General features: G+C 71.7%; 19 protein-coding genes and 1 tRNA gene. 12 read left to right on the top strand and 8 right to left on the bottom strand.

The features are described from left to right. Positions 1–12: 12 nt before the first annotated feature. Both BN3788_RS08085 and BN3788_RS08090 read right to left on the bottom strand, forming a co-directional pair. Complete coding sequence (locus BN3788_RS08085) at positions 13–1140, bottom strand: ABC transporter permease (protein ID WP_066584117.1); 1128 nt, start codon at positions 1138–1140, stop codon at positions 13–15. Beyond that, positions 1137–2144, bottom strand: a complete 1008-nt coding sequence (locus BN3788_RS08090) for an ABC transporter ATP-binding protein (RefSeq protein ID WP_082812699.1) — start codon at positions 2142–2144, stop codon at positions 1137–1139. Before BN3788_RS08090 ends, BN3788_RS08085 begins: the two co-directional genes overlap by 4 nt. A gap of 77 nt (positions 2145–2221) precedes the next feature. Here BN3788_RS08090 and BN3788_RS08095 point away from each other — a divergent pair, with 77 nt between their 5' ends. The 3 genes from BN3788_RS08095 (at position 2222) to BN3788_RS08105 (ending at position 5465) form a co-directional block, all read left to right on the top strand. Then, entirely contained in the window at positions 2222–3004 is a 783-nt protein-coding gene (locus BN3788_RS08095; RefSeq protein ID WP_066584120.1) for a sulfite exporter TauE/SafE family protein, read from the top strand. A 107-nt stretch (positions 3005–3111) separates the two neighbouring features. Continuing rightward, positions 3112–4398, top strand: coding sequence for an aspartate kinase (locus BN3788_RS08100; RefSeq protein ID WP_066584123.1), 1287 nt, complete (start codon positions 3112–3114; stop codon positions 4396–4398). Between the two features lie 2 nt (positions 4399–4400). Then, a complete protein-coding gene (locus tag BN3788_RS08105) occupies positions 4401–5465 on the top strand; it encodes an aspartate-semialdehyde dehydrogenase (protein WP_066584125.1) in 1065 nt (354 codons plus the stop codon). Between the two features lie 67 nt (positions 5466–5532). Here the strand turns inward: BN3788_RS08105 and BN3788_RS08110 are convergent, their stop codons facing one another. Beyond that, a complete protein-coding gene (locus BN3788_RS08110; RefSeq protein WP_066584126.1) occupies positions 5533–6369 on the bottom strand; it encodes a phosphotransferase in 837 nt (278 codons plus the stop codon). Between the two features lie 113 nt (positions 6370–6482). On the opposite strand from BN3788_RS08110, the gene BN3788_RS08115 reads away from it, so the two are divergent. From BN3788_RS08115 to BN3788_RS08155, 9 genes are all read left to right on the top strand, one after another. Continuing rightward, positions 6483–6899, top strand: a complete 417-nt coding sequence (locus BN3788_RS08115; protein WP_066584455.1) for a GntR family transcriptional regulator — start codon at positions 6483–6485, stop codon at positions 6897–6899. Beyond that, positions 6896–7819 carry an ATP-binding cassette domain-containing protein gene (locus tag BN3788_RS08120; protein ID WP_066584127.1) on the top strand — a complete coding sequence of 308 codons (924 nt, stop codon included), beginning with the start codon at positions 6896–6898 and terminating at the stop codon, positions 7817–7819. The genes BN3788_RS08115 and BN3788_RS08120 overlap by 4 nt, the downstream gene beginning before the upstream one ends. Continuing rightward, positions 7816–8595: a hypothetical protein gene (locus BN3788_RS08125; protein ID WP_066584128.1), complete on the top strand. Its 780-nt coding sequence runs from the start codon at positions 7816–7818 to the stop codon at positions 8593–8595. Before BN3788_RS08120 ends, BN3788_RS08125 begins: the two co-directional genes overlap by 4 nt. A gap of 71 nt (positions 8596–8666) precedes the next feature. Beyond that, on the top strand, positions 8667–9662 hold the full coding sequence (locus tag BN3788_RS08130) for an ABC transporter ATP-binding protein (protein WP_066584130.1): 996 nt from the start codon (positions 8667–8669) through the stop codon (positions 9660–9662). 1 nt (position 9663) lies between these two features. Next, positions 9664–10440, top strand: a complete 777-nt coding sequence (locus BN3788_RS08135; protein ID WP_066584132.1) for an ABC transporter permease — start codon at positions 9664–9666, stop codon at positions 10438–10440. A gap of 295 nt (positions 10441–10735) precedes the next feature. Further along, complete coding sequence (locus BN3788_RS08140) at positions 10736–13738, top strand: glycoside hydrolase family 48 protein (protein ID WP_066584134.1); 3003 nt, start codon at positions 10736–10738, stop codon at positions 13736–13738. A 179-nt stretch (positions 13739–13917) separates the two neighbouring features. After that, on the top strand, positions 13918–15387 hold the full coding sequence (locus BN3788_RS08145; protein ID WP_082812701.1) for a sensor histidine kinase: 1470 nt from the start codon (positions 13918–13920) through the stop codon (positions 15385–15387). Further along, entirely contained in the window at positions 15375–16055 is a 681-nt protein-coding gene (locus tag BN3788_RS08150; RefSeq protein WP_066584136.1) for a response regulator transcription factor, read from the top strand. Before BN3788_RS08145 ends, BN3788_RS08150 begins: the two co-directional genes overlap by 13 nt. Further along, positions 16052–17137: a DUF4097 family beta strand repeat-containing protein gene (locus BN3788_RS08155; RefSeq protein ID WP_066584138.1), complete on the top strand. Its 1086-nt coding sequence runs from the start codon at positions 16052–16054 to the stop codon at positions 17135–17137. The genes BN3788_RS08150 and BN3788_RS08155 overlap by 4 nt, the downstream gene beginning before the upstream one ends. Positions 17138–17227: 90 nt before the next feature. On the opposite strand, the gene BN3788_RS08160 is transcribed toward BN3788_RS08155, so the two are convergent. From BN3788_RS08160 to BN3788_RS08180, 5 genes are all read right to left on the bottom strand, one after another. Beyond that, positions 17228–17301, bottom strand: a tRNA-Pro gene (locus BN3788_RS08160). Positions 17302–17377: 76 nt separating this feature from the next. After that, positions 17378–18331 carry a metallophosphoesterase gene (locus tag BN3788_RS08165; RefSeq protein ID WP_066584141.1) on the bottom strand — a complete coding sequence of 318 codons (954 nt, stop codon included), beginning with the start codon at positions 18329–18331 and terminating at the stop codon, positions 17378–17380. Beyond that, positions 18331–20733 carry a transglycosylase domain-containing protein gene (locus tag BN3788_RS08170; RefSeq protein ID WP_066584143.1) on the bottom strand — a complete coding sequence of 801 codons (2403 nt, stop codon included), beginning with the start codon at positions 20731–20733 and terminating at the stop codon, positions 18331–18333. The genes BN3788_RS08165 and BN3788_RS08170 overlap by 1 nt, the downstream gene beginning before the upstream one ends. 121 nt (positions 20734–20854) lie before the next feature. Beyond that, on the bottom strand, positions 20855–23281 hold the full coding sequence (locus tag BN3788_RS08175; RefSeq protein WP_066584146.1) for a penicillin-binding protein: 2427 nt from the start codon (positions 23279–23281) through the stop codon (positions 20855–20857). Positions 23282–23334: 53 nt separating this feature from the next. Continuing rightward, positions 23335–25695 carry a transglycosylase domain-containing protein gene (locus tag BN3788_RS08180; protein WP_066584149.1) on the bottom strand — a complete coding sequence of 787 codons (2361 nt, stop codon included), beginning with the start codon at positions 25693–25695 and terminating at the stop codon, positions 23335–23337. Positions 25696–25735: the final 40 nt, after the last annotated feature.

Below are 25735 nucleotides of genomic sequence, written 5' to 3' on the forward strand. Positions count from 1 at the left end.
GCGCGGTCCGCGTCAGGCGACGCGGGTGCCCCGGGCCAGTTTGTGCTGGGGGACGCGCAGCCGCCGCACGGCGGTGATGGCGCCCGCCGCGCCGAGCAGCACGTTGACGCCCAGGCCCCACGGCCACACCGGGCTCGCGTCGGGGTCGTACTCCTCCACGGGCGAGGTCGTCGCCGACGAGTAGCACCGGTCCACCTCGGGAGGGGAGCCCGCGCGCAGGTAGCGGATGCCTGTGCGGATCCCGCCGAGCGGGTCGACTGTCGACCTGTCATTCATCGCGACACCCGCGCCATCGGCCACCACCACGAGCGGGTTCGCGCCGAGCAGCCACCAGGTGCGCTCGGTGTGGACGACCGTCTCTGTCGTGGTCTCCCAGCGGCACTCCTCCGCCATCCCGTCGGAGGAGTCGTCCCACGGAGTGGCCCACACGCGGATCTCGCTCTCGGACGAGACGGAGGGCAGCGTCACCACGAACAGGATCGGCGCGATGATCGTGACGGTTGCGACCATCAGGAACGTGAGGACCGTCGACCCGGCCGGGCGGGCCACCAGGGCGGAGAACCCGAGCCCGACGGCGCACACGCAGGCGAGCAGGACCGCGACGAGCAGCAGCACGAGCACAAAGGACAGGATCGGCGTGCCGCCCATCGCGAGGGCCAGGCCGAGGAACGGCAGGCTCGCGACGAGGAACGCGAGCGACGCGGCCCAGGCGGCGAGGAGCTTGCCGAGCACGATCTCCGCGGGGCTCAACAGCGTGACCTGCAGGGTCGCGAGGGTTCCGGCGTTGCGGTCGCCGTTGATGGCCGTCGAGCTGAGTGTGGGGGTGACCAGCAGGCCGAGGCCCAGCACGAGGATCACGACGGCGGCGAACAGCAGGGGGCCGCGTTGGACGCTCGTCGGGGCGGCGCCGGTGAGGTAGCCGATCGCCCCGGAGGTGAGCAGCGTGATGCCGCCCACCACGACGAACCACACCACGAGGGCCACGATCCAGCGGGTGGAGCGCACCCGCTGGCGCAGCTCGAGGGCCGCGACGGTGCGCACACCGTGCCAGGTCACGTGCCAGGTCCCGCCGGTGGAGGGCGGGGGGATCCGGGGTTCGGGTTCGGGGGAGACGTCGATGTCGTGCGTGATGGTGCTCATCGCCGCTCCTCGTCGAGGGTCAGGTAGGCCTGCTCGAGCTCGCCGCCGACGGGCGCCAGCGACGTGACGGGCACTCCGGAGCCGACGGCGTCGCGCACCAACTGGGCGGCGCCCGCATCGCCGGCGACCTCGAGGAGCACCCCGCCGGGGACGTCGTCGGGCGATCCGGGCGGCGGCGCGTCGTCGTCGGGACGCCACGCCGACCCCGTGGACGAGAGCCAGCGTGTGAGCGCGCCGTAGGACAGCGCCCGCACGCGCCAGGTGCGCTGGGCGGGAACGCTCCCCGCGAGCGCCTGCGGTGTGACGGTGCGACCACGTGAGAGGAACACCGCGTCGTCGACCAGCTCGTCGAGCTCGGACAGCACATGGCTCGACACGAGCACCGTGGCGCCCTGTGCGGCGAGGGCGCGCAGCAGCTCGCGCAGGTCCACACGCGAGCGGGGGTCGAGGCCGCTGGCGGGCTCGTCGAGCAGCAGCACCTTCGGGGAGTGCACGAGCGCGCGGGCCAGGCCCAGCCGCTGCTTCTGACCGCGCGACAGGACGCTCGCGGGGCGGTCGGCGTACTCGGTCAGGTGCACGGTCTCGAGGAGCTCCGCCACCCGGGCCTGTGCGCTGTCGCGCGGCATCCGGTACGCCGCGGCGTAGGTGGTCAGCACCTCGCGCGCGGTCAGCGAGTCCCAGGTGCCGAACGCGTCGGGCATCCAGCCGGTGAGGGCCCTCGCCGCGCCGCCGTCGGTCACGGGGTCATGGCCGCCGACGCGCACATGGCCCGCATCGGGCACCAGCAGCCCGGCGAGCACCAGCAGCAGCGTCGTCTTGCCGGAGCCGTTCGGGCCGATGAGCGCGGTGACGCGCCCCGGGCGGGCGTCGAGGTCGACCCCGTCGAGGGCGCGGACGGCGCCGAAGGAGCGGGTCACCCCCCGCACGACGATCCCCGCGTGGTCGGCCGGGGAGGCGCCCGGAACCGGCCCGGGGGTGGCGGTGCTCTCAACGGTGGGAGGCATCTGCCCAGGCTAGGGGCCTGCGGTCGTCGCGTCCGGTGAATCCTGTGGGGAGGATGTGACAGATACGGTGGCGAATCATGACGATCTCGGGCCTCGAGCTGACCGCCGCCACGTTGGCGCTGCTGGTGCTGGCCGCGTTCGCCGCCGGGTGGGTCGACGCGGTGGTCGGCGGCGGCGGGCTGCTGCAGCTCCCGGCGCTGCTGCTCGTGCCCGGCATCTCCCCGGTGCAGGCCTTGGCGACGAACAAGGTCGCGGGCATCCTGGGCACGTCGGTCAGCGCGGCGACGTTCTACCGGCGGGTGCAGCCGGGGCTGGCCACGGCCGGCCCGATGGCACTCACGGCCCTGGTGGGGGCTGGCGGCGGCGCGGCGCTCGCCGGGGCGCTCCCGGAGGGCGTGTTCCAGCCGGTGATCCTGGTGGCCTTGGTGACGGTGGCCGTCTACACCGTGGCGCGGCCGCAGCTGGGTAGGGCCACCGAGTTGCGGTGGCGGGGCCGCCGGCACCTGCTCGTGGCGCTGGGCCTCGGCGCGGTGATCGGCGTCTATGACGGGCTGCTGGGGCCGGGCACCGGGTCGTTCCTGGTGATCAGCCTGGTGAGCGTGCTGGGGTACGGCTTCCTCGAGGCGTCGGCGCAGGCCAAGATCGTCAACGCCGCCACCAACCTCGGCGCCCTGATCGTGTTCACGCTGCAGGGGGCGCCGCTGTGGGCGCTGGGCCTGGTGATGGGTGTCGCGAACATCGCCGGCGCGTACACCGGGGCCCGGATGGCCGTCGCCCGGGGCAGCGCTTTCGTGCGGGTGGTCTTCGTCGCCGTGGTGGCCGCGCTGATCGTGAAGCTGACCGCCGATCTGCTGGGCTGACGGGTCAGTCCGCCATGCGAACCCGGGGGAGTCCGAAGTCTGGGCCGTCCTAGACTCGACGGGTCCGTGAGCGCGACCCGTTCGACCCCTTGTCCGGAGACACAAACGTGGCCCTGATCGTGCAGAAGTACGGTGGTTCGTCCGTCGCTGACGCCAACGGCGTCAAGCGTGTGGCGAAGCGGATCGCCGAGTCCAAGCGTGCCGGGAACGACGTGGTCGTGGTCGTCTCGGCGATGGGCGACACCACCGACGAGCTGATCGACCTGGCCAACGCGATCACGCCACTGCCGCCGTCGCGCGAGATGGACATCCTGCTGACCGCCGGCGAGCGCATCTCGATGTCGCTGCTCGCCATGGCCATCGCGAACCTGGGCGTCGAGGCGCGCTCGTTCACCGGGCAGCAGGCCGGGGTCATCACCGACGACGTGCACGGCAAGGCCCGCATCATCGACGTGACGCCCAGCCGCATCCAGGCCGCGATCGACGATGGGGCCGTGGCGATCGTCGCGGGCTTCCAGGGCGTCACGCAGCACACCAATGACGTGACGACGCTTGGCCGTGGCGGATCCGACACCACGGCCGTGGCGCTCGCCGCCGCGCTCAAGGCCGACGTGTGCGAGATCTACAGCGACGTCGACGGCGTGTTCACCGCGGACCCGCGCATCGTGCCGTCCGCGCGCAAGATCGACAGGATCAACTACGACGAGATGCTCGAGATGGCGGCGAGCGGCGCCAAGGTGCTGGTGCTGCGCTGCGTCGAGTACGCCCGCCGGTACAACGTCCCGATCCACGTGCGCTCCTCGTTCTCCGCGCACCCCGGGACGATGGTCATGAACTACGAGCCCGCCGAGGGCGCCGACGAGGGAGCAGACGTGGAGCAGCCGATCATCGCCGGGGTCGCGCACGACAGCAGCGAGGCCAAGATCACCGTCGTGGGGGTGCCGGACGTGCCGGGCACCGCCGCGCACATCTTCGAGGTCGTCGCCGGGTCTGGCGCGAACATCGACATGATCGTGCAGAACGTCTCCGCCGCCGCGACGGGCCTGACGGACATCTCCTTCACGCTGCCGGCCAGTGACGGCACGCTGGCGATGGCGGCGCTCAGCGAGAGCCAGGACGAGATCGGGTTCGCGTCGCTGCAGTACGACGACACGATTGGCAAGCTCTCGCTGATCGGCGCGGGCATGAAGTCGCACCCGGGGGTCTCCGCGCGGCTGTTCGCCGCGCTCTCCGCGGCGGGCATCAACATCGAGATGATCTCCACCTCGGAGATCCGCATCTCCGTGGTCACGCGGTCCGACCAACTGGCAGATGCCGTGCGTGCGGTGCACACGGCGTTCGATCTGGACAGCACCGAAGACGAGGCCGTGGTCTACGGCGGGACGGGGCGTTAGTCATGGCAGCAGGTTTGCGGGTCGGAGTCGTCGGCGCGACAGGGCAGGTGGGCGCCGTGATGCGCCGGCTGCTCGAGGAGCGCGACTTCCCGGTCGCTGAGATCCGGTTCTTCGCGTCGGCCCGCTCGGCGGGCACGACCCTGCCGTGGAAGGGCACGGAGGTCGTCGTCGAGGACGCCGCCACCGCCGACCCCTCGGGGCTGGACATCGCGCTGTTCTCCGCCGGGGGCGCCACCTCGAAGGCCCAGGGGCCGCGGTTCGCCGCCGCCGGCGTGATGGTCATCGACAACTCGTCGGCGTGGCGCATGGACCCCGACGTTCCGCTGGTCGTCTCGGAGGTCAACCCCGAGGCGGTGCGCGAGGCGTCCAAGGGCATCATCGCGAACCCGAACTGCACCACGATGGCCGCGATGCCGGTGCTCAAGGCGCTGCATGACGAGGCCGGGCTGCGCCGCATGATCGTCTCGACGTACCAGGCGGTCTCCGGCTCCGGGCTCGCGGGCGCCGCCGAGCTCGACGGCCAGGTCCGTGCCGCCGTGGAGCAGGACACGCTGGCGCTGGTGCACGACGGCTCCGCGCTGGAGCTGCCCGCGCCCGAGAAGTACGTCGCGCCGATCGCGTTCAACGTGGTCGCGCTCGCCGGCAACCTGGTCGACGACGGGTCCCTCGAGACCGACGAGGAGCAGAAGCTCCGCAACGAGTCCCGCAAGATCCTGGGCCTGCCCGAGCTGCTCGTCTCGGGCACGTGCGTGCGGGTGCCGGTGTTCACGGGCCACTCGCTGTCGGTCAACGTCGAGTTCGACGCGCCGCTGACCGTCGCCCGCGCCCAGGAGCTGCTGCTCCACGCGCCGGGCGTCGAGCTGGCCGGGGTGCCGACGCCGTTGGCCGCCGCCGGTGGCGACACGTCGCTGGTGGGCCGGATCCGCCAGGACCCGGGCGTCCCGGACGACCGCGGCCTCGCGTTGTTCATCAGCAACGACAACCTGCGCAAGGGCGCGGCGCTCAACGCCGTGCAGATCGCCGAGCTCATCGCCGCCGACCGCCTGGCGGAGGGCGTCTCCGCCTGAGGAACGTCAGTCGAACGGCCCCGACACCCGACTCAGGGCGCCGGGGCCGTTCTGCGTTCAGGCCTGTTCAGGCGAGTAGTGCGGCCGTGATCGCCGGCCCGTGCTCGACGAGCCACGCCTCGCGGCGGCGGATCACGTCGCCGACCCCGTCGGCCCACATGCGCGCCCATCCGCCGCCGTCTGCCTCGGCCCGGTGGCGCATGACGTGCCACGAACGCCGGGACCGCAGCACTGTGACGTCAACCAGTCGGGCGCGGGCGTCGAGGCCCAGCCCGTAGGCGTCGGCGAACACCCGGCAGCGGCGCGGCACGTCGGCGTCGGCCAGCTGCGGGTCGCGGTCGTGGGGGTCCGCGAGCGGCGCCCAGTGCGTGAGGGCGTTGACGACCTCGTCGAGCCGGGTGGCGGGTCTCGCGAGGTCGAAGTCGATGAGGGCGACTGCCCTGCCGTCGCGGAACACGACGTTCTCGGGCGTGACGTCCATGTGCCCCACCAGCTCAGGCGGGTCGAGCGTGGCGGCTCGCACGTCCGGGTGCTCGATGGCGGGCCCATCGAGCACGGATCCGGGTGGGGGGATGAACCCGGCTATCGCGTCGTCGTAGTGGCGCAGCAGGCGTGCGACGGACCGGAGCCGGTCCTCGTCGGCCGCCCAGCGGGGCCGGGGCCGCCCGGCGACCTCGCCCTCGATGAAGGTGAGGACCTCCCGGCCCTGCTCGTCGACGCCGAGGAGTCGTGGGGCGCCGTCGAAGCCGACCTGTTCGAGGTGGCGCAGCAGCGCGTGCACCAGCGGGGAGTGTGGCCCGAGCGGCCTGCGCACGGTGTCGCCAGCGCGGACGACGCCGACCGTCACGTCGCCGCCCAGCAGCGGGATCTCCTCGACGGGGTCCGTGTGCTGCCAGGCGCGCATCGTCGAAGCCTGGTGGACGCGCGGGCGCGAGGGCAACCCTCTTGCGCCTCCGCACGTGCTGTGGTTCATTAGTGGAGTAACGAACCAACGAACGAGCGAGAGGGGTGAACGCCATCTTCGACGGCCGGGACCCCATCTACCTGCAGATCGCCGACCAGATCCGCGACGACATCCTCGATGGCGCGCTGAAGGAGGAGGACCAGGTCATGTCGACGACCCAGTACGCCACGACCTACCGCATCAACCCCGCCACCGCCGCCAAAGCCTTCGCGGAGCTCGTCGATGAGGGAGTCCTCTACAAGCGGCGCGGCGTCGGGATGTTCGTCGCCACCGGCGCCCGGTCAGCCCTCGCCGCGCGAGGCCGGGAGCGGTTCTTCGCCGATGTGCTCGATCCCGCCGTCCAGGAGGCCCGCCGGCTCGGCATCGACCTCGAGGACGTCATCGCCCGGATCCGGCTCGATGCCGCCACACAGCCCCCGGCCGACGAGGGCGCCACCACAGACGAGAGCACCCCCGGAGGAGAGTCATGAGCGGCTTCGGCGTCCAGGTCCGCGACGTGACCGTCCGCTACGGCAGCGAGACGGCCCTCGACCGCGTGAGCCTCGACATCAACCCCGGGACGATCACGGGCCTGCTGGGCCGCAACGGCTCCGGCAAGACGACGCTGCTCTCCGTGCTGGCGGCCTTCCGGCGCCCGACGTCCGGGAGTGTGCTCGTCGACGGCGAGGACCCCTGGGAGAACCCCCGCGTGATGCAGGGCATCGGCCTCGTCCGCGAGGGCGGCGACTGGCTCGACGACCGCATCAGCGCGTCGATCGACTATCTGGCCGGCAGCAGGCCGCACTTCGACCGCGACCTCGCGGAGCGGCTGCTCGACACCTTCAAGCTCAACCCGCGCGCCAAGCGGACGGCGCTCTCGCGCGGGCAGAAGTCGGCGATGAGCGCATCCCTGGGCATCGCGGCCCGCACCGAGCTGACGATGCTCGACGAGGTCTACCTGGGGATGGACGCCCCGTCCCGGTACGCCTTCTACGACGCGCTGCTCGCCGACTACCTGGAGCACCCGCGCACCATCGTGCTGTCCAGCCACCTCATCGACGAGATCGACCGGCTGTTCGAGGATGTGGCCATCCTGCAGGACGGCACGGTGCTGCTGGCCGAGGGCGCCGACGAGCTGCGGTCGCGGGGGACCACAGTCACCGGGCCCGCCGAGAAGGCCGCGGCGTTCGCCGTCGGGCGCGACGTGGTCGGCCGCCAGGAGCTGGGCCCGACGCTGCGGCTCACCCTGTTCGGCGACCCTCGGCCCGGCGATGTCGCCCAGGCACGCGAGCTCGGCGTCGACCTCGGCCCCGTCGACCTCCAGGACTTGTTCGTCCACCTGACCGCCGAGCCCACCGACCGCGCCCAGCGCGGCACGGGCTCCGACCGGAAATCCGAGGTGCCCCGATGAGCGCCGTCGTTGCCCGCCCCGCCGCGCGCCCCGTGCGCCGCAGCCCGCTGGCCCGCACGATCCGGCACCAGCTCGCCGCGCAGTTCTACGTCGGCGCCTGGTTCTGGGCGATCATCCTGGCCGGCGTGGTCGTCGCGACCGTGATCGCCTCCAGGTTCGGCCCTGTCGAGGTCAGCATCATGCAGTACGCCCGGCAGGGCACGCTGTGGTTCCCGTTCTCGATGATGATCTTCATCGTGGCCGCGGGCCTCACCCCCCATGTCGCGGCGGGCATGACCCGGCGGTCGTTCGCCGCCGCCGCTGCGGTGGTGAGCCTGATCGTGGCCGCGGCCAACGCACTGGTGCTCGTGGGGCTGCTGCAGGTCGAGCGCGCCGTCTACGCGGCCGCGGGGTGGACGCAGTCCCTCACGGACGGCGGGCTGGACCTCGTCTCGTCCACCACCGACGTGGGGCCTCTGCTGGTCGCGCTCGTGGTCACCGGCGCGGCGGCCACCGCCAGCGGACTGCTGGTGGGCGTCGTCTACTACCGGGTCGGCGGCTGGTGGGGGACGTTGACCCTGCCGCTCACAGTCGGGCCCATCCTCGTCGTCGGCCAGCTCCTGTCCGGGACGATCGGGCCGTTCGGCGTCCCGGTGCTCGGCAAGGACACCTGGGCCATCGACACCGCATCCGGCCTGGCGCTGCGCACAGCGGTGTCCGCCGCCCTCATCGCGATCCTGCTAGCCGTCTTCAACCGGCTCACCCGAGGCGCGCCTCTGGGCAAGCCCGTCGTCTGAGCCCGCCCCCGTCACCTCCGAGCACTTCCGAGCACTGCCGAGCCCTTGGGCTCCCGTCGAGAGGATCCGCCATGTCAGCGACACCCGTGATCCAGGTGGAGCACCTGCGCAAGGCCTACGGCAGCAAGGTGGCCGTGGAGGACGTCAGCCTGACCGTCGCCCGCGGGGAGATCGTGGGCATCCTCGGCCCGAACGGCGCCGGCAAGACCACCACCGTCGAGTGCCTGGCCGGCCTTCGCGTGCCTGACTCCGGCAGGGTGCGGGTGCTGGGCATGGACCCGCAGGCTGACAAGGCGCGCGTCAAGGAGTTGCTCGGCATGCAGCTCCAGGAGAGCGAGCTGCCCGCCAAGCTCAAGGTCCGCGAGGCCCTTGACCTGTACGCGTCGTTCTACGCCGACCCCGCCGACCCGGCCGCCCTGCTCGCCGACCTGGGCCTGACCGAGCGCGCCGACGCCCGGTTCGAGCAGCTCTCCGGCGGGCAGAAGCAGCGGCTGTCGGTGGCGCTGGCCCTCGTCGGCAACCCGCAGGTCGCTGTGCTGGACGAGTTGACCACGGGCCTGGACCCGCAGGCCCGACGCGACACCTGGGGGCTCGTCGAGCGCATCCGCGACCGCGGTGTCACGGTGCTGCTGGTCACCCACTTCATGGAGGAGGCCGAGCGGCTCTGCGACCGGGTGGTGCTCATCGACGCGGGCCGCGTGATCGCCACCGGCACGCCCGCCGAGGTCGCCGAGGCGGCGAGCGGCGGGCAGCACCTGCGGTTCCGCGCGTCGACCCCGGTGCCCGCCAGCGTCATCGAGGCGCTGCCCACCGTCACCTCGGCGCACGGCCCCGACCCGGTGGGGGAGTACGACGTGCGCGGCACCGGCTCGGTGGTCCAGGACGTCCTGGTGGAGCTCGCCGGCCGGGGCGTCATCGCCGACACAGTGCGGGTCGAGGGCGGAACGCTGGACGACGCGTTCGTGGCACTCACGGGCCACGCCCGCTCCGCAGAGAACGGCACGACAGAGAACGGCACGACAGAGAACGCCACCACACCGCCCGCCACCACACCGTCGGAGGTCTGACATGTCTGCCACAGCCACCAGCCCTCAAGTTCTGGGCCGCCTCACCATGACGGAGGCGCGGCTGTTCGCCCGCCAGCCCTCCGCGTGGTTCTTCAGCCTGCTGTTCCCGGTGGTGCTGCTCCTGGCCCTCGGGCTCCTGATGCCGTGGGCCGATCAGCCCTTCGACGATCGCGACCCGGTGCTGTCGCAGATCAACGGCATCACCGGCTACACGCCCACGGTGCTGGCCCTCGCGATCGGCACCGTCGCGTACTCCACGCTGCCGGCCGTGGTGGTCGCCTACCGGGAGAAGGGGGTGCTGCGCCGGCTGGCCACCACCCCGCTGCCCGCGTCGCGGCTGCTCACCGCGCAGCTCCTGGTGCTGGGCGCCACGCTGATCGCCGCGGCCGCGCTGGCCGTCGGCGCAGGCGTCGCGGTGCTCGACGTGTCGCTCCCGGCCGACCCGCTGGTGGTGCTGCTGGCCTTCGTCCTCGCGGCGGCGGCGTCGCTCGCGGTGGGCTGCCTCATCGCGGCGCGGGTCGGCTCGGTGGGCGGCGCCACGGGCATCGGCATGACGGTGTACTTCGTGTCGCTGTTCTTCGCCGGGGTGTGGATGCCGCTGCCGCTGATGCCGGAGGTGGTGCAGACCATCAGCGAGTGGACGCCGCTGGGAGCCGCGTCGCAGGCGTTGGCCGCCGGCTGGTACGGCCAGGCCTTCCCGGCCCTCGAACTGGCGGTGATGGCGGGGTGGACGGTGCTGCTGGTGCCGCTCGCGGCGAAGCTGTTCCGCTGGACGTGACCGTCCGCAGCACGTTCCCACCTGAGTCCCACCTGAGTCCCATCTGAGTTCCCGAAACGCTTCACGCACTAGTGCGACAGGGCCCGCCTGCTGAGGGTGGGTCCTGTCGCCCGCTGGGCGCGCCGGAGCGGGCCTGGCGATGCTGCCCTCCCCGCCCGGCGCGCAGGACGACACAGCAGATCGCGCTCGTCCGTCCGGCGCGCGCCCGTGCGCGTCGGCAGCGTGTCTCGCAGTCCGCGCCCTCCGGCCTTTCTCCGGAGGGCGGCTGCGCGTCCTCCGGAGAAAGGGAACTCTCGTGTCTCGACACACCCGTCGACGCTCGCCCTGGCTGGCCTTGGCCGCCGGGGGCGCGGCGTCGTGCGTCGCCTGGGCGGGGATCGGGCCCGCGTTCGCGGCGCCACCCGCACCAGCCGCGGTCGTCGCCGCAGCGCCTGTGAAAACCGCGGTGACCACCGCGTCCACCGAGTACGCACAGCGCTTCCTGGACCTCTACAACGAGATCCACGACCCCGCGAACGGCTACTTCAGCCCGCAGGGCATCCCGTACCACTCGATCGAGACGCTCATCGTGGAGGCGCCCGACTACGGGCACGAGACCACCTCGGAGGCGTACAGCTTCTGGATGTGGCTCGAGGCGAGCTATGGCCAGGTCACCGGTGACTGGGAGCCGTTCAACGCCGCGTGGACCACGATGGAGAAGTACATGATCCCGCAGGCCGCGGATCAGCCCACGAACTCGTTCTACGACCCGTCGAAGCCGGCGACGTACGCCGCCGAGTACGACCACCCGAGCAAGTACCCGTCCCAGATCAACTCGGGCGTGGCCTCCGGCGTCGACCCGATCGGCGCGGAGCTCAAGTCCACGTACGGCACGTCGGACGTGTACGGCATGCACTGGATCGCGGACGTCGACAACAAGTACGGCTTCGGCGGCAGCCCCGGCGGCGGCTGCAACACGGGCCCCGCGTCCACGGGCACCTCGTACATCAACACGTTCCAGCGCGGCACGCAGGAGTCCGTCTGGGAGACCATCACCCAGCCGTCCTGCGACAACTTCAAGTACGGCGGGACGAACGGCTACCTCGACCTGTTCACCAAGGACGCGAGCTACGCCAAGCAGTGGAAGTACACGAACGCCCCCGACGCCGACGCGCGCGCCATCGAGGCCGCGTACTGGGCGCACACCTGGGCCACGGCGCAGGGCAACGAGTCGAAGATCGCCGCGACGGTGGCCAAGGCCGCCAAGATGGGCGACTACCTGCGGTACTCGCTGTTCGACAAGTACTTCAAGAAGATCGGCTGCACGGCGCCGAGCTGCGCCGCTGGCACTGGCCGGGACAGCGCGCACTACCTGCAGTCCTGGTACTACGCCTGGGGCGGCGCGACGGACACCTCCGCCGGGTGGGCGTGGCGCATCGGCTCGAGCACCAGCCACTTCGGCTACCAGAACCCGATGTCGGCGTGGGCGCTGTCGAACGTCTCGGTGCTGACGCCGAAGTCGCCCACCGCCAAGGACGACTGGTCCAAGTCGCTGGACCGCCAGCTCGAGTTCTACCAGTGGCTGCAGTCCGCCGAGGGCGGCATCGCCGGTGGCGCGACGAACAGCTGGGGCGGCGGGTACGGCGCGCCGCCGGCCGGCACCTCGACGTTCTACGGCATGGGCTACCAGGTGGCGCCCGTGTACAGCGACCCGCCCAGCAACCAGTGGTTCGGCATGCAGGTGTGGTCGATGGAGCGCGTCGCGGAGCTCTACTACGCGACGGGTGACGCCCGGGCCAAGAAGCTGCTGGACAAGTGGGTCCCGTGGGCCATCGCGAACACGGAGGTCAACGCGAACGGCACGTGGGCCATCCCGGCCACGCTCGGCTGGTCCGGCCAGCCGGACACCTGGAACGCCACGAGCCCCGGGACCAACGCCGGCCTGCACGTGACGGTCGTCGACAAGGGCCAGGACGTCGGCATCGCCGGCGACTACGCCAAGCTGCTCACCTACTACGGCGCGAAGTCGGGCAACGCGGCCGCGAAGTCCACGGCCAAGGCCCTGCTCGACGTCATGTGGGAGAACAACCGCGATGACAAGGGCATCTCCACCACGGAGACCCGCGAGGACTACAAGCGGTTCGACGACGTCATGACCGGCACCACCGGCGACGGCGTCTACGTGCCGTCCGGCTGGTCGGGGAAGATGCCTAACGGGGACGCCATCAAGCCGGGCGTCAGCTTCCTGGACATCCGCTCCTGGTACAAGAACGACCCGGACTGGCCCAAGGTCCAGGCGTACCTGGACGGCGGCCCCGCGCCGAAGTTCAACTACCACCGGTTCTGGGCGCAGGCGGCGATCGCCACGGCGATGGCCGACTACGACCGGCTGCTGGGCACGCCCACCACGCCTGACACCACGGCGCCGACGGTCCCCACGGGCCTGACCTCGCCGTCGAAGACCGCGACGAGCGTGTCGCTGTCCTGGACCGCGTCCACCGACGCGGTGGGCGTCACGGGGTACGACGTGTACCGGGGGACCACCCTGGTGGGCACGGCGACGGGGACGACGTACACCGACACGGGCCTGACGGCCTCGACGGCGTACTCGTACACGGTGCGGGCCAAGGACGCGGCGGGGAACATCTCGGCGGCGTCGACGGCCCTGGCGGTCACGACCTCGGCGACGGGCGGCGACACCACGGCCCCGACCGTCCCCACCGGTCTGACCTCGCCGTCGAAGACCTCGACGAGTGTGTCGCTGTCCTGGACGGCCTCGTCCGACGCCGTGGGCGTCGCCGGGTACGACGTCTACCGGGGCGCCACCCTGGTGGGCACGGCGACGGGGACGACGTACACCGACACGGGCCTGACGGCCTCGACGGCGTACTCGTACACGGTGCGGGCCAAGGACGCGGCGGGGAACATCTCGGCGCCGTCCACAGCCCTCTCGGTCACCACCAACGCCGGGCCCACCCCGACGCCCACGGTGACCACCGCCCCGACCTCGAGCTGCAAGGTGACGTACACCGCCAACAGCTGGAACACCGGGTTCACCGCCTCGGTGAAGGTCACCAACACGGGGACGACGGCGCTGTCGGGCTGGACGCTCGGCTTCGCGTTCCCGTCCGGCCAGAAGGTCACCCAGGGCTGGAGTGCGAACTGGTCGCAGTCCGGCACGCAGGTGACCGCGGCCAACGCCGCCTGGAACGGCAGCCTGGCGGCGGGCGCGAGCGTCGACATCGGGTTCAACGGCTCGCACACCGGCGTGAACACCGCGCCGTCGGCGTTCACCGTCAACGGGGCCACGTGCAGCTGATCCTCGGCTGAGCGCAGCACCACCAGCACCACCCGCAGGGGCCGGTCCGCGAGGGCCGGCCCCTGCGGCGTGTGACGACCCACCGGCATGCCCACCCGCTTAGGTAGGGACAACCCCACCCCCGACTCGGGGGTGGGCAGGCTGGGACCGCGCAGGTCAGCGGCCCTACCGTCGTCCTCATGGAGAACACGACCAGCGCGGCGCAGGCCGCCCCGACGCGCGTCGGGGCCGGGCAGGCGACCGCCGCCCCGCCCCCACCCGTCGCACCACCATCCCCGGGCCGTCCGGCCGCCCGGGCCGTGGGCATCGACGAGGACCTCGAGCAGGTGGCGCCGGCCCTGCGCGGGGGACAGTCGCTCGTCCTCGCCCCGTGGGCCGGGGCGACGTGGCGGGCCGTGTCCCAGCTCACCGTCGGCTTCTTCGTGCTCCTCGTGGCCGGCGTCGTCACCTTGAGCGTGGTGCCGGTGGCGGCGTCGCTCACGCTGATCGGCGTGGGCATCCCGCTGCTCGTCGGGTGCCTCGTCGTGACCGACCCGTTCGCCGCGGCCGAGCGGGCCCGGCTCGAGGCCCAGCTCGGGGTCCGGGTCTCCGCGCCCGTGCGGCGGCGCCCGGGCAGCAGGCCGGGGCGCGGCCGGGTGCTGACGGTGCTGCTGGACGGGCGCCGCTGGTCGGCAGTGGCGTACGCCGTGGTGGCGATGATGCTGATGTGCGTCGAGGTGATCGTCGCCTGGGGCGGGCTCGGCTACTCGCTCGCCGCGATCGCGCTGCCCGTGTACCGCTCCGCCACCGAGCTCTCGTCGAGCCAGGCGATGCTGTGGATCGCCGTGGGCATCGTCGGCATCTGGGCGACGTCATGGGCCACGCAGGGACTCGCCCTGGTGCACGTGCGCCTCGCCCGGACGCTGCTCGGCCCGGGCCGGCGCGGCGAGGTCGAGGAGGCCCGCGCGCAGGCCGCCGTCGCCCAGGAGGAGGCCGCAGCGGCCCAGGAGCGCGTCGAGATGGCGCGGGTCCGGGCCGAGCACCTCACCGAGACGCGCACCCGTGCCGTGGGCGCTGCCGACACCGAGCGGCGCCGCATCGAACGCGACCTGCACGACGGCGCGCAGCAGCGGCTCGTGGCCCTCGGCGTCGAGCTGGGCGCCGCCAAGCGCGCCGCCGCAGCCGACCCCGACGCGGCGCGTGACGCCATCGACCACGCGCACCGCGAGGTCAAGGAGGTGCTCGCCGAGCTGCGCGACCTGGTCCGCGGCATCCACCCCGCGGTGCTCACCGACCGCGGCCTCGACGCGGCCCTCTCGGCGCTCGCGGCCCGCAGCCCCGTGCCGGTGGAGGTGGACGTGCCTGACACCGACGCGCTCGCGGCGTGCACACCGGCCGCGCAGGCCGCCGCCTACTTCGTCACCGCCGAGGCGCTGACCAACGCCGCCCGGCACGCCGGCGCGAGCCTGGTCCGCCTGGACGTGCGCGTGAGCGGCGACATGCTGCGCCTGGAGATCGCCGACGACGGCCACGGCGGGGCCCTCGAACTGCCTGGCAGCGGGCTGGAAGGCCTGCGCGGGCGGGTCGAGGCGCTCGACGGCACCTTCCATCTGGAGAGCCCCGCGGGGCACGGCACACGTTTGGTGGTGGAGGTCCCATGCGCATCGTGATCGCCGAGGACTCGGTCCTGCTGCTCGACGGCCTGACCCGGCTGCTCACCTCCGAGGGGCATGAGGTCACCGGGCACCGCACCGCGGACGACGCGGTGGCGGCCCTGGGCCGGCCCGTCGGCCCGGGGCACACGCTGCCCGATCTGCTGGTCACCGACGTCCGCATGCCCCCCACGCACACCGACGAGGGGCTGCGCGCAGCCGTGCACCTGCGCAGCGTGCACCCGACGCTGCCGGTGCTCGTCCTGTCTCAGTACGTCGAGCAGCGCTACGCGTCCGAGCTCTTCGCAGGCGATGTGCGGGCCCTCGGCTACCTGCTCAAGGACCGCATCGCCGACGTCGACGAGCTGCTCGACGCCGTCGGGCGGGTGGCCGGGGGAGGCACGGTGATCGACCCCGAGGTCGTCGCCCAGCTCCTCGCCCGGGCCCGGCGCCCCGTCCTGGAACGCCTCACCGCCCGTGAGCGGGAGGTCCTGGCCCTGATGGCGGAAGGACGGTCCAACGCTGCCATCGCCGAACGGCTCGTGGTCGGCACCGCCGCCGTCGAGAAGCACGTGACGTCCATCCTGACCAAGCTCGAGCTCACGCCCGGCGCCGATGACCACCGCAGGGTGCTCGCCGTGCTGCGCTACCTGGAGCACGCACCCCAACGAGGAGAACTCTCATGAGCACGCCCACCCTGACGCCCGTCGAGCATGGGCGCCCTGATGAGCGGCCTGGCCAGCGGCCGGCGCAGCGGGCTCTGCTGTGGACCGGTGGAGTGCTCGGCGCCGCGCTCATCGCCTGGTGCGGTTTCCAGGCCGCCGACCTGTTCGCGACGAGCACCGAGACGAAGGACCACGACTACGGCGCCGCCAGCACTGTCGAGCTGATGGCCGACGGGCCGGTCACCGTCAGCGTCGGCGCCGATGACGCGGTGCTGGTGACGGAGCGCAACCGCACCGGCTTCGGCGACAGCACCTACACAGGCGACCTCACGTCGACCAACGGCAAGGGCCGGCTCGTCGTGGAGAACCGGTGCGACAACTGGTGGGGGAGCACCAGCTGCCAGGCAGGCCTCGACGTGACAGTCCCAGCAGGCACCGCGGTGGTCGTCCGCTCGACGTTCGGCGCGGTGGCGGTCTCCGACGTGTCCGGCCCGGTCGAGGTCCGCACCGGGGACGGGCGCGTCGAGGTGAGCGACGTGGACGGCGACGTGCTGGCCGCCACCGGCTCCGGCGCGGTGCTGGTCGACGGGGTGCGCGGGAGCCTGTCCGCCACCACCTCGGACGGCGCCGTGGAGGTCGCGAACGTCACGGGCGACGTGCTCGCACGCTCCGGCTCGGGCAAGGTGCTCGTCGACGGCGGACGCCAGGTCGAGGCCCGGACCCTCGACGGCGCCGTCACCGTCACCGCCTCCCGTGGGGCGGTCAGCGCGACCTCGGGCTCGGGAGCCGTCAGCGTCGAGGACGTGGCGGGCGACGTGGAGGCGAAGACGTCCGACGGGGCCGTGCACGTGCAGTCCGTGGACGGCAACGTGACCGCCGACTCGGGCAGCGGCAGCGTGCAGGTCGACGGAGCGCGGGGTGACGTGACGGCGACGACGTCCGACGGCCCGGTGACGGTGCGCGGCGCGGGCGACCCGGTGGTGCTGACCATCTTCACCAGCGACGGTCGCACCACCGTCGAGGGCGCCACCGACCCCACCGCGCGGCGGGCCGTGGTCATCCGATCGGGCAGCGGCGACGTGGCCTACCTCGCCCCTCGCTGACCCCTCTGCCCCGGCGGCGCCGCTGCCCGGGAACGGCAAAGGCCCCTGATCTCGCGTCTCCGCAGATCAGGGGCCTTGCTGTCTCACCGGTCGGGGTGGCGGGATTCGAACCCACGACCTCTTCGTCCCGAACGAAGCGCGCTACCAAGCTGCGCCACACCCCGGTTGAGCCTGGCCAGAATAGCCGACGATGTGCCCAGCGACGAAACCGGCTGTTCAGCGCCCTGCCAGGCCTGCGTGTCAGCCCTCCGCGGCGACGAGCGTCAGCACCGTCGCCTCGGGCCGGCAGGCGAACCGCACCGGGGCGTAGGGCGACGTGCCGAGCCCGGCGGACACGTGCAGCCAGGTGGACCCGGCGCCGCCGGGGGAGTCGGGCCGTGCGCCCGGCCACCCGTGCAGCCCCTTGGCGCGGCGCCTGTCCAGGTCGCAGTTCGTCACCAGCGCGCCGTACACCGGCACCGCGAGCTGTCCGCCGTGGGTGTGCCCCGCGATGATCAGGTCGGCGCCGTCGTCCTGCATCTCATCGAGCACGCGGCGGTAGGGCGCGTGCGCGACCCCCAGGTGCAGGTCGGCGGACGGCTCGTCGCGCAGCCCGGCGATATCGGGGGCGGTGTCGCGTGCGGGGAACCGGTCGAGGTCGAGGTGCGGGTCGTCGACCCCCACCAGCGAGAGGCGTCGGCCATCGACGTCGAGGGTGTCCCGGCGGTTGGTCAGGTCCTTCCAGCCAGCCGCGCGGAACCGTGCGGCGAGCTCGCGCCATGGCAGCTCGATGGACGTCTTCGTCTGCGGCAGCCGCGCGTCGGGCAGGAGGTACCTGGCGGGGTTCTTCGCCGACGGCGCGAAGTAGTCGTTCGAGCCCATCACGAAGGCGCCCGGCTTGGCCAGGTGCGGCTCGAGGGCCTCCAGGAGCGCTGGCATCGCCTCAAGGTGCGCCCAGTTGTCCCCGGTGTCGATCACCAGGTCCACGTCGAGCGAGGCGAGGTCCCGCACCCAGTCGATCTTGCGCTGCTGGCCGGGGGTGAGGTGCAGGTCGGACAGGTGAAGGATGCGCAGCGGAGCCTGGCCGGCGGGCAGCACCGGCACGGTGACCTCGCGCAGCGCGTACCAGCGCACCTCCACCAGGGAGGCCCATGCGAGGGCGCCGGCCCCGGCGAGCGCGAGGCCGCCGACGGCCTGTCGGGCGGTGAGCGCCATCAGCGGCCACCCTCCCCGTTATTGCCGTTGTTCCCGTTGCCGCCACCGGGCCGCTGGTCCTGGCCACCCTCGGGCGTCACGTCCGCAGGCGGCTGCCCGTTCGACAGGCTCAGCGTCACGTAGGAGCCCTTCGTGGCGGAGCCGGTGAGCGACTGCGCGCCCACCGTCCCGGCGGGCGCCGAGGAGGCGACCTGCTCGGTGGCGACCTTGACGCTGAACCCCGCCGCTCGGAGCGCCGAGGTGGCGGCTTCCTGCGACTGGCCCACGACGTTCGGCACGGGGATCTGCACGCCGTGCAGGAGCGTGCTGTCGACGCTCTTGAACGCCGGCACGTCCTTGCCGGCCATCGCCTGCGTCATGAACCGCTTCCAGGTGGGCGCGGCCACCGTCGAGCCGTACATGTACCGCACGTACGAGCCGTTCACGGTGAGCTTCTGCACGGGGATCATCCCCTCGCTGTAGCCGACCCAGACGGCCGCGGAGCGCAGCGGCGTGTACCCGACGAACCAGGTGTTCTCGTTGCGCGTGGTGGTGCCCGTCTTGCCGGCCGAGGCGAACGGCGGCGCGCCGACGGCCTTGGCGGTTCCGGACCACACGTTGCTCATCGCGTAGTTCATCGCGTCGGCGATCTGCGGCTCGATGGCCTGCGTGCAGTTGGCGCTGGGGATCCGGATCTCGGCGCCGGAGGCGTCGGTGACGCGGGTGATCGCGATGGGCTCGCAGTAGACGCCGCCGGAGGCGAAGGTCGCGAACGCCGCCGCCATGGTGAGCGGGGCCACCGAGTCGGAGCCGAGCACGTTGGCGGGCACCACGTTGAAGTCCTTGCCGCTGGCCTGGTGGATGCCCAGGCTCTTCGCGCCGTCCATGATCGAGCACAGGTCGAGCTGCGTGGCCATCGCGATGAACGCGGAGTTCACCGAGTTGCGGGTCGCGTCCAGCACCGACATGACGCCGCTCTTGCCGCCCTCGGCGTTGCCGAACTTGTACGTGTCGGTACCGAGCTGCGTGCACGATGCCGTGAACTCGCGCTGCGAGTAGGACATCCGGGTGCCGTCCACGTACTCGCTGAGGCTGTGCCCCTGCTTGAGCCACTCGAGCAGGGTGAACGCCTTGAACGTCGAGCCGGGCGCGAAGCCGGTGGACCCGCCGTAGGCCTGGTCGGTGTTGTAGTTGACCGAGCTCTCACCCGCGACGCCGGAGTTGACGGCGGTGTACGTGCGGTTCTGCGCCATCGCGGTGATCTTGCCGGTGCCCGGCTCCACCACGGACATCGCGTGCGCGACCCCGGAGCGGTCGTTCACCGGGATGCCGGCCTTGACCTCGGTGTCGGCGATGGCCTGCTCGGTCGGGTCCAGCGTGGTGGTGATCGTCAGCCCGCCGCGGTACAGCAGGTCGAGGCGCTCCGCCTCGGTCTCGCCGAAGGCCTCGTTGTTCTTGATGACCTTGACCACGTAGTCGCAGAAGTAGCCGGAGCCCTGGACGGCCTGGTCGGCGGACATGCAGCCGAGCCGCGTCTCCTGCGGGCGCAGGGTGTCGCCGATGGGGGTGGCGACGCCGGCCTCGTACTCCTCGGCGGTGATGACGCCCTGGGCCTTCATGAGCTGCAGGACGATGTTGCGCCGCTTCTGCGAGTTCTCCGGGTTCTTGATCGGGTCCCACTTGGTGGGGCTCTGGGTGACGCCCGCGAGCGTGGCGGCCTGCAGGTACGTCAGGTCCGCGGCCGACGTGGAGAAGTACTTCTGCGCGGCGGCCTCGACCCCGTAGACGGAGATGCCGAACTGCGCGATGTTCAGGTAGTTCTCGAGGATCTGGTCCTTCGTGGCCACCTTCTCCAGCGAGATCGCCAGCTTGGCCTCACGGAGCTTGCGCGAGTACCCCTCGATGCCCTCCGACTCGGTCGCCGCGGCCATCGCCTCGGCGTCACCGTTGCGCACGGCCGTCTCCAGCAGGACGTTCTTCACGTACTGCTGGGTGAGCGTGGAGGCCCCCTGGGTGACATTGCTCGACGCGTTCTTCACCGCGGCGCGCAGCATGCCGGTGGGGTCGATGCCGCCGTGCTCGTAGAACCGCTTGTCCTCGGTGGCGACCACCGCCTGCCGCATCACGGGCGCGATCTCCTCGAGGGGCACGACGATGCGGTCCTCGGCGTAGAACTCCGCCAGCACGTTGCCGTTCGCGTCGAGCATCGTCGACTTCTCCGACAGCGGCTTGACCACGAGCTCGGACGGGAGGTCGTCAAAGGCGCTCACCGTCACGTCGGTAGTGCCCTTGGCCACGGCGATGGCGGGGAGCAGCGTTCCCGCCGTCAGCAGGCCGCCGACTCCGGCGGTCAGCACGAACGCGAGGAACAGGGCTGTCGCCTGGGCGAGGTTGACCTGGCGGCCGCGGGGGGATGGAGCCATGGTCCGTAGGGTACGTGAGGTCCCCGGACGCGCCTGGCTGGCGCGACCGGCGCCGCCGGACCTCCACGGCACGGCCACACGGTCTCGACGTGGTGGTCACCCGGCGCGCCGGGACGCTGGATCAGTCCCGGTTGCCGCTCCCGGGGATGCCCGGGTTGCCCGGCCCGCCGGGATTACCCGGGCCGCCAGGTGTCGGCCACGACCCGCCCTGCCCGTTGGAGAGCCGCAGGGTGATGGCCGAGCCCTTCACCGCGCTGCCGTTCGGCGACTGCTCGGCCACGAGCCCCGCCTGCAGGCTCGAGCCCACCTGGTCGGGCGAGACGGAGACGCCGAAGCCGGCCGCCCTGAGGGTGGCGGTCGCGGCCTCCTGGGTCTGGCCGATCACCGACGGCACGTTGACCTTCTCTCCGAACACTTCCTTGTCGCGCGGCGCCGTGAACTCGGGGACCTCCTGGCCCTCCATCGCCGGATCCATGAACGAGCGCCAGATCGGGCCCGCGATGGTGGCGCCGTAGACGAACTTCTCCGTCTTGCCCTTGACGTTGATCCAATGCGCGGGCCGGGTCCCGTCGTGGTACCCGACCCACACGGCAGCCGCCCGCAGCGGCGTGTACCCCGCGAACCAGGTGTGCTCGTTGAACGAGCTGGTGCCGGTCTTGCCCGCGGACGTGTACGACGGGCGGCCGAGCTTGCTGGCGGTGCCGGTCCACACGTTGCTCAGTGCGTGGGTCATGGCGGCGGTGATGTGCGTCTCCACCGCCTGGTAGCACTCGGCCTTCGGCACAGGCAGCTCCTCGCCCGAGGTCTTCACCACCGAGAGGATCGCGATGGGCTTGCAGTAGGTCCCGTCGGCTGCGAGGGCGGCGTACGCGGCGGACATCGTCAGCGGGGCGACCTCCGCGGTGCCGAGGATGCTGCTCTGCTGCACGGGGAGGTTGGTGCTGCCGTCCGCCCGGGGCACGGCCATGTGGATGCCCACCGACTCCGCGCCCGCGACCATCGCGCACAGGTCCACCTTGCTGCCCATCGCGACGTACGCGGAGTTCACCGAGTTCTTGGTGGCGTCGAGCACGCTCATCGTGGTCCACGAGCCGCCCTCGGCGTTGCCCGGCGCCCAGGGCTTCCCGCCGCTGTCGACGAGCTTGGTGCACGGAGCGTTGAACTCCTTGGCCGGCCAGGACTTGCGTGACCCGTCGATGTACTCGCCGAGGCTGTGGCCCTCCTTGAGCCACTGCATCAGCGTGAACGGCTTGAAGGTGGACGCGGGCTGCATGCCGCGCGACCCGCCGTACTGGTGGTCGGTGTTGAGGTTGAGGGCGGTCTGCCGGTTCTCGCCGCCGGTGGGCACGTAGTCCCAGTTCTGCGCCATGGCGGTGATGTGCCCGGTGCCCGGCTGGACCACGGAGAAGGCCGTGGACAGGTCGTCGGGGCTGTCGGCGGGCAGCCACTCGTCGACCGCGGCCTTGGCGAGCGTCTGCTCACGCGGGTCCAGCGTCGTGGTGATCGTCAACCCGGTGCGGTAGAGCAGGTCCTTGCGGGCCTGCTTGTCCGGGCCGAAGACGGGGTCGTTCATGATGATCTTGGTGACGTAGTCGCAGAAGTACCCGGAGCCCGCGACCACGGTGTCGGCCATCTTGCAGGCCTCCTTCGGACGCTGGATGTTCAGGGTGTTCGCCAGCGGGGTGGCCACGCCCGCGTCGTGCTCCTCCTGCGTGATGAGCCCCTGCTTCCGCATCAGGCTCAGCACCGTGTCGCGGCGCTGCTGGGAGTCCGTGAGGTCGTCGATGTTCTTGGCCGGGTCATACCGGCCGGGAGCCTTGGTGATCCCGGCGATGGTGGCGGCCTCGAGGTAGTTGACCTCCGAGGCGTGCTTGCCGAAGTAGTACTCCGCGGCGGCCTCCACTCCGTACACGGAGGCGCCGAACGCGGCGATGTTGAGGTAGCCCTCGAGGATCTTCTCCTTCGTGGTCTCCTTCTCCAGCGAGATCGCGAGCTTGGCCTCCCGCAGCTTGCGGCTGTACCCCTCGGTGCCCTCGGCCTCGCGCGCGTCAGCGGCCGCCGCACGGTCGTCCTCGCTGTTCGCGGCCTCGATCAGCACGTTCTTCACGTACTGCTGGGTCAGCGTCGACGCGCCCTGCGTGGACTCCGTCGCCGAATTCTTCACCACGGCGCGGAGCATGCCCATGGGGTCCACACCACCGTGCTCGTAGAAGCGCTTGTCCTCCACGGCGATGACCGTCTGCTGCAGGATCGGCGCGATGGCCTCCAGCGGCACCACGATCCGGTTCTCGGTGTACAGCTCGGCGAGCAAGGTGCCGTCGGCGGCCTTGATGGAGGACTTCTCCGGCAAGGGCTGGATCTCGAGCTCCGACGGCAACCCGTCGAAGGCGGTCACCGTGATGTCGGTGGTGCCCTTCGCCACCGCGACCACCGGGATCACCAAGCCCGCCGTGACCAGACCGCCGGCGCCCGCAGCGAGGGCGAACGCGACGAGCAGGGCTACCGCCTGGCCGAGGTTGACCTGGCGGCCACGGGGGGAGGTGGCCATGGTGGGGAGGGTAGCCGGACCATCCCATATCTGGACAGGGTGTGCCTTTCGCGTCACCCGTCCTCAGCATCGGGCAGGGAGGCCGAGCGGTCCGGTGGTGCGGACCCATCCGACGGGCGGAGCGTGATGGTCGAGCCCATCTGTGCGGTCCCGGTGACGTCCTGGGCGCCTACCGTCCCCTCGCCGGTGTGGGACGGGATGGGATCGCCCACCACGACCTCGAAGCCCGCCGACTGCAGCATTGCTGTGGCCTCGTCGAGCCCGTGGCCCACCAGCTCGGGCACCGCCACCGCGTGCCCCGCCATCACGACCCGCCCCACCGCACCGAAGCCCGGCACCGGCCGGCCCTCCATCGCCTGGTCCATGTACCGCACCCACGTCGGCCCGGCGATCGTGGCGCCGTAGGTGTACTTGATCTGCTTGCCGTTGATCATCATGTTCTGGACGGGGATGAAGCCCTCGCTGAATCCCACCCACACGGCGGCAGACCGCAGCGTGTTGTACCCGACGAACCAGGTGTCCTCGTTGTGGCTCGTGGTCCCGGTCTTGCCCGACGCGGGGGAGGGCCTGGCGCCCCGCGACTTCCCGGTGCCCTCCCACACATTGCCCAGCGCGTAGTTGAGCTGCGCGGCGATGGGCGGCTCGATCACCTGCGAGCAGGCCGCGTCCGGCACCGGGAGCTGGGAGCCGTCGGGCATGGTGACGTTCGTGATCGCCACCGGCTTGCAGTAGACGCCCCCGGCGGAGAACGCCGCGAACGCCGCGGCCATGCGCAGTGGCGCCACGGACTGGCTGCCGATCACGTTGGCGGGCAGCGGGTCGAACGGCTTGCCGTTGCCGCCCTGCACGATGCCCAGGCTCGCCGCGCCCTCCATGATCGAGCAGAGGTTGAGCTTGGTGGCCATCGCGATGTACGCGGAGTTGACCGAGTTCCTGGTCGCGTCGAGCACCGTCATCGGGCCGCTCGCGCTGCCCTCCGCGTTGCCGAACCGGTAGATCTCGGTCCCCACGCGCCGGCACGGCGCGGCGAACGCCCGGATCGGGTAGGACATCGGGCTGGCGTCGACCACCTCGTCGAGCGTGTGCCCCTCGCGGAGCCACTGCAGCAGGGTGAACGGCTTGAACGTCGAGCCCGGCGCGAAGCCACTGGACCCGCCGTAGCCGGTGTCGGTGTTGAAGTTCGTCGCCGTCTGCCGCGCCGGCGCCTCGCTCGTGTTGTTGTAGACCCGGTTCTGCGCCATCGCGGTGACCCGCCCGGTGCCGGGCTCCACCACGGAGATCGCCGACGAGACGCCCGATGGGTCGTCCACCGGGATGCCGTTCTTCACCTCGGCGTCCGCCAGCGCCTGCTCGCGCGGGTCGAGCGTGGTGGTGATCGTCAGGCCGCCCCGGTACAGCAGCTCCAAGCGGTCGTCCACGGTCTCGCCGAACGTCGGGTCGTTCTTGATGATCTTGGTGACGTAGTCGCAGAAGTACCCGGAGCCCGGAACCTGGTCGCCCGCGGCCATGCAGCTCAGCTTGGACGCCGCTGGGCGCAGGGAGTCGCCCAGCGGCGTCGCCACGCCCCGGGCGTGCTCGTCGGCAGTGATGAACCCCTGCTCGAGCATCAGGCCCAGCACCACGTCGCGGCGGGACTGGGAGGCCTCGGGGTTCTTGATCGGGTCCCATTTGGTGGGGCTCTGCGTGACGCCCGCCAGGGTCGCCGCCTCCAGGTAGTCGAGCTCGGACGCGGGCTTGCTGAAGAACCGCTGCGCCGCCGACTCCGCGCCGTACACCGCGATGCCGAACTGCGCGATGTTGAGGTAGCCCTCGAGGATCTGGTCCTTGGAGTTGTTGTTCTCCAGGGCCACCGCGAGCTTCGCCTCCCGGAGCTTGCGGCCGTAGCCCTCGGTGCCCTCCGCCTCGCGCGCGTCCGCGGCGGCGGCGCGGTCCCCGTCGCGCAGCGCCGACTCGATGAGCACGTTCTTCACGTACTGCTGCGTGAGCGTGGACGCGCCCTGCGTGTCGCTGCCCGAGGCGTTGCGCGCCACCGCGCGCAGCATGCCTGTCGGGTCGATGCCGCCGTGGTGGTAGAACCGCTTGTCCTCGGTGGCGATCACGGCCTGCTGCATGATCGGCGCGATGGACTCGAGCGGGACGGCCTTGCGGTCCTCGGCGTAGAACTCCGCGAGGATCGTCCCGTCGGCCGCGAGCATCGTCGACTTCTCCGAGACTGCTTTGACGTCGAGCTGCGCCGGCAGGGCGTCGAAGGCCGTGGCCGTGACTCCTGCGGACCCTTTGAGCGCCGCGACGGCGGGCAGCACCAGCCCGGCCGCGAGCAGCCCGCCAACCCCGGCGAGCAGGGTGAAAGCGATCAGCAGAGAGATCGCCTGAACAAGGTTGACCTGACGGTCCCACGCTGGCCTAGCCCCCATTGAAAGAGCGTACGTGCGCATCTGGAAGGCCACCCGGCGA

The sequence above is a fragment of the Cellulomonas timonensis genome (assembly GCF_900046455.1).
GTDB lineage: Bacteria > Actinomycetota > Actinomycetes > Actinomycetales > Cellulomonadaceae > Cellulomonas_A > Cellulomonas_A timonensis.

Excerpts from the sequence above, each read along its gene's own strand:
- BN3788_RS08085 (WP_066584117.1), bottom strand. The coding sequence starts at position 1,140 with ATGAGCACCATCACGCACGACATCGACGTCTCCCCCGAACCCGAACCC.
- BN3788_RS08090 (WP_082812699.1), bottom strand. The coding sequence starts at position 2,144 with ATGCCTCCCACCGTTGAGAGCACCGCCACCCCCGGGCCGGTTCCGGGC.
- BN3788_RS08095 (WP_066584120.1), top strand. The coding sequence starts at position 2,222 with ATGACGATCTCGGGCCTCGAGCTGACCGCCGCCACGTTGGCGCTGCTG.
- BN3788_RS08105 (WP_066584125.1), top strand. The coding sequence starts at position 4,401 with ATGGCAGCAGGTTTGCGGGTCGGAGTCGTCGGCGCGACAGGGCAGGTG.
- BN3788_RS08110 (WP_066584126.1), bottom strand. The coding sequence starts at position 6,369 with ATGCGCGCCTGGCAGCACACGGACCCCGTCGAGGAGATCCCGCTGCTG.
- BN3788_RS08120 (WP_066584127.1), top strand. The coding sequence starts at position 6,896 with ATGAGCGGCTTCGGCGTCCAGGTCCGCGACGTGACCGTCCGCTACGGC.
- BN3788_RS08125 (WP_066584128.1), top strand. The coding sequence starts at position 7,816 with ATGAGCGCCGTCGTTGCCCGCCCCGCCGCGCGCCCCGTGCGCCGCAGC.
- BN3788_RS08130 (WP_066584130.1), top strand. The coding sequence starts at position 8,667 with ATGTCAGCGACACCCGTGATCCAGGTGGAGCACCTGCGCAAGGCCTAC.
- BN3788_RS08135 (WP_066584132.1), top strand. The coding sequence starts at position 9,664 with ATGTCTGCCACAGCCACCAGCCCTCAAGTTCTGGGCCGCCTCACCATG.
- BN3788_RS08145 (WP_082812701.1), top strand. The coding sequence starts at position 13,918 with ATGGAGAACACGACCAGCGCGGCGCAGGCCGCCCCGACGCGCGTCGGG.
- BN3788_RS08150 (WP_066584136.1), top strand. The coding sequence starts at position 15,375 with ATGCGCATCGTGATCGCCGAGGACTCGGTCCTGCTGCTCGACGGCCTG.
- BN3788_RS08155 (WP_066584138.1), top strand. The coding sequence starts at position 16,052 with ATGAGCACGCCCACCCTGACGCCCGTCGAGCATGGGCGCCCTGATGAG.
- BN3788_RS08165 (WP_066584141.1), bottom strand. The coding sequence starts at position 18,331 with ATGGCGCTCACCGCCCGACAGGCCGTCGGCGGCCTCGCGCTCGCCGGG.
- BN3788_RS08170 (WP_066584143.1), bottom strand. The coding sequence starts at position 20,733 with ATGGCTCCATCCCCCCGCGGCCGCCAGGTCAACCTCGCCCAGGCGACA.
- BN3788_RS08175 (WP_066584146.1), bottom strand. The coding sequence starts at position 23,281 with ATGGCCACCTCCCCCCGTGGCCGCCAGGTCAACCTCGGCCAGGCGGTA.
- BN3788_RS08180 (WP_066584149.1), bottom strand. The coding sequence starts at position 25,695 with ATGGGGGCTAGGCCAGCGTGGGACCGTCAGGTCAACCTTGTTCAGGCG.